The organism is Limnohabitans sp. Rim8 (assembly GCF_945901735.1).
GTDB lineage: Bacteria > Pseudomonadota > Gammaproteobacteria > Burkholderiales > Burkholderiaceae_C > Limnohabitans_A.
Map to the genome: position 1 here is coordinate 1 of NZ_CAMDLM010000066.1, position 3,044 is coordinate 3,044.

A 3,044-nucleotide genomic window follows, 5' to 3' on the forward strand; every position below is an offset into this window, starting at 1 on the left:
TTTCCATAGGTCATCGGACGATTTGGCAAACGACAGGCCGAGCACCGACCCATTCATTTGCAAAAGGGGTAACCATGAACCTCACCACCCGTGACCAGCTGCGCCAACTGTATGGAGCCGCCAGCGAACGTGCCTCGCTGAAAGAGATGCGGTCATTGGATCGACATGCCCAGCAGTTCATCGCCCTGTCCCCCTTTGTGGTGCTGGCCAGTGCCAACGCCACAGGTCAGATGGACGCATCCCCACGCGGGGGTGACCCGGGCTTTGTCAAAGTCATCGCTAACCAGACCTTGCTGATCCCAGATGCACCGGGCAACAACCGTCTGGACACGCTGGAGAACATCATCGACACAAGCCAACTGGGCTTGCTATTCATGGTGCCCGGCTTTGACGAAACCCTGCGCATCAATGGCCAAGCATCCCTGTCGACCGACCCATCTGAGCGCCAACTTTGCACCGATGCGCGACGCACACCCGCGCTGGTCATTCGGGTCAAGGTGCAGGCGGTGTATTTGCATTGCGCCAAGGCCTTTATGCGGTCCCAGCTGTGGAACCCCTCCAAGCACACCCACGTCACCTCATGCCCAGCATGGGTGAGATGCTGCGCGATCAAATACAAACCACGCAAGGCCATGCCATTGAAGCCGAAACCCAAGAGGACATGATGGCGCGTTACCGCCAATCACTGTGAATACACTGTGTGCCGCAGCGTGCTGGGCGCCTCCCCAAGGCCCCATCAAACGCCGCCAACGATCAGGAGACAGACATGACTTGGTTTGAAGGCTTCACCCGCCACACCACCGAGGTCAACGGGCAAACGGTGTGCTACCGCTCGGGCGGGAAGTTGGGCGCACCCGTGTTGGTGCTGTTGCACGGCTTTCCGCAAACCCATGTGATGTGGCACCGAGTGGCACAGCAGCTCAAGCCCCACTTCTTCGTGGTGATGCCCGACTTGCGCGGCTATGGGGACTCCTCGCACAGCCTGGGCGGGCCTGACCACAGCTACCACAGCAAGCGGGCCATGGCCAGCGATGTGGTGGGCTTGCTGGATGCGCTGGGCGTGAAAGCCTTTCACCTCAGCGGCCACGATCGGGGTGGCCGGGTCGCTTACCGCTTGGCGCTGGACCACCCAGATCGGGTGCTGCGCCTGAGCGTGCTAGACATCGCACCCACCCTGGACATGTACAACGCCACCGACATGGCCTTTGCACAGGCCTACTACCACTGGTTTCATTTGACCCAAGCCGCGCCCTTGCCCGAGACCATGATCGCGGGCAACCCGCTCGCCTATCTGCACGCCAAGCTGGGCGGCTGGGGCAGCGCGGGCCTGGGCCACATCGAGCCCGAGGCGCTGGCCGAATATGAACGTTGCTTCACCGACCCCACGCTGGCGGCCAATGGCTTGCCCGCCGCCATCCACACCGCCTGCGAAGACTACCGGGCCGGCGCCAGCATCGACTTGGAACACGACCGCGCCAGTCGCGCGCATGGAGATAAAGTGGCCTGCCCCTTGCATGTGCTGTGGGGCGCGCAAGGCGTGGTGCAGCGCCTGTTTGACCCCATGGCCTTGTGGCAAGCCCAGTGCAGCGGCCCCTTGAGTGGCCGTGCCATGGCCTGCGGCCACTTCATTCCCGAGGCCTTGCCCACCGAGACCGCAGCTGAGTTATTGGCCTTTCACGGTTGAACACCTTTTCGGGTGAGAGGGTTGCGCGCACCCATGGTGGCGCTTTACTCGGGCTTGATGTTGGTACGGCTGGCGGGGGGCACGTCACTTGGCCTTTACTGATTAGCATCAGTCGGTGCACTCTCGCTGACTGGGAAGGGTGGTGTGATGTGTTCGCTATTACAGCAGCGGACCTAATTTCTTGCCTAAGGTGAAAGCTATGACCAAAAGAGTTAGAAGCCCGCCTAATATGTAAATCCACCCACTAACCGGCATGTGTCGCCATAGCCAATCGAGGGTCCAGTGTTTAGGGTGTTGTAACTCATTCATTGGTGCTGCAGAGGATTTGTCAACTGGCTCTGTTGTAGTTGGCACTGATGCAGATCTGGGTGCTCTTGGATTCGGAGCGCCATGCGCGTCGTATCTTTCAATCAGGATTTCTAGTTCGTTGATCGTGTCTTTAAGGCCTAGGTTGTAGGCATCTATGGCGTGCTTGTCTGAACCGGTGTATGACCCGCCGTAAGAGGCAAAACTTCTAGTTGCAATCGAGCAATTAACGTCGTATTGTTCGCTTTGTATTCTGACAATCAGGTCAATTATTTCAAAGTTCCAACGGCGAAAGTCTGGATCCTTAATGCGACTTGGGCGGTCGTACAGAGCTTGCCCTCGAACGACCAGAGGGCGCAGTTCGTTTATGAAATTTTCGTATGTAAACATTTTTGACTATTTTAGCCGCCCGCTTTAGACGGGCGGCACCCAAACCGGCAACACCACCACACCCAAGCGGGCCAGGCGGTTTTTCATGCGCAAAACTTCCTTGTCTTTGCTGATGAGCGTGGCTTGTTGGGCCACGGCCAGGTCGATGAATTTTTGGTCGTCGGCGTCGTTGCACACATAAGGCGCGCGCTCGGCGCTGGACACGCTGTGGGCATGCTGGTCAAACTGCGCCAGCACGTCCAGGGCATTGATACCGCGCAATGCCTGGCGGGCCAACAAATGCGGGTAGGCCAGCACCCGCAGCAACTCTTCGCGCATCTCGGCGCTGGCCCACCAGTGCACGTCGCCGCTTTGCAAAGCTTGGTTCAAGGGGCGAGAGCGCGGGTCGTCAAACACCCACATGTCGAGCACGATGTTGGTGTCGATGACCACGCCCCGCATGGGTGGGCTCAGGCGGCAGGGGTGTCGGTTTTGGCCGGACGGCGCAGTGAGCCCGCCGACATGTCAAAGCGAAACAGCCGGCATTCGATCGGGCCGTTCCACATGGGCACGCGGCGCGATTCTTTCAAGCGCATGCGCCCCGGCAATTTGAGGTCGGGGGTGAGCACCCAGGCGCTCCAACCGGTGTAGTTTTTCTTCCAGTGGCTGGCCAGTTGGACAAAGA

The 3,044-nt window shown here is 59.3% G+C and carries 4 protein-coding genes and 1 pseudogene; 2 read left to right on the top strand and 3 right to left on the bottom strand.

What is annotated here, in order from left to right:
* Positions 1-74 precede the first annotated feature (74 nt).
* Both Q0O99_RS17470 and Q0O99_RS17475 read left to right on the top strand, forming a co-directional pair.
* Positions 75-665 carry an MSMEG_1061 family FMN-dependent PPOX-type flavoprotein gene (locus tag Q0O99_RS17470; RefSeq protein ID WP_293753247.1) on the top strand — a complete coding sequence of 197 codons (591 nt, stop codon included), beginning with the start codon at positions 75-77 and terminating at the stop codon, positions 663-665.
* Between the two features lie 101 nt (positions 666-766).
* Positions 767-1,684, top strand: a complete 918-nt coding sequence (locus Q0O99_RS17475; protein WP_293753248.1) for an alpha/beta hydrolase — start codon at positions 767-769, stop codon at positions 1,682-1,684.
* A gap of 159 nt (positions 1,685-1,843) precedes the next feature.
* Here the strand turns inward: Q0O99_RS17475 and Q0O99_RS17480 are convergent, their stop codons facing one another.
* The 3 genes and pseudogenes from Q0O99_RS17480 to Q0O99_RS17490 form a co-directional block, all read right to left on the bottom strand.
* The gene (locus Q0O99_RS17480) at positions 1,844-2,380 is read right to left on the bottom strand and encodes a hypothetical protein (protein WP_293753249.1); all 537 of its coding nucleotides are present in this window, start codon (positions 2,378-2,380) and stop codon (positions 1,844-1,846) included.
* Positions 2,381-2,404: 24 nt separating this feature from the next.
* Positions 2,405-2,821: a putative toxin-antitoxin system toxin component, PIN family gene (locus Q0O99_RS17485; protein WP_293753250.1), complete on the bottom strand. Its 417-nt coding sequence runs from the start codon at positions 2,819-2,821 to the stop codon at positions 2,405-2,407.
* Between the two features lie 8 nt (positions 2,822-2,829).
* Positions 2,830-3,044 (bottom strand): annotated as a pseudogene (locus Q0O99_RS17490) (class I SAM-dependent RNA methyltransferase); the annotation flags it as partial.

Coding starts and splice junctions, on each gene's coding strand:
- Q0O99_RS17470 (WP_293753247.1), top strand. CDS start 75: ATGAACCTCACCACCCGTGACCAGCTGCGCCAACTGTATGGAGCCGCC.
- Q0O99_RS17480 (WP_293753249.1), bottom strand. CDS start 2,380: ATGTTTACATACGAAAATTTCATAAACGAACTGCGCCCTCTGGTCGTT.
- Q0O99_RS17485 (WP_293753250.1), bottom strand. CDS start 2,821: ATGCGGGGCGTGGTCATCGACACCAACATCGTGCTCGACATGTGGGTG.
- Q0O99_RS17475 (WP_293753248.1), top strand. CDS start 767: ATGACTTGGTTTGAAGGCTTCACCCGCCACACCACCGAGGTCAACGGG.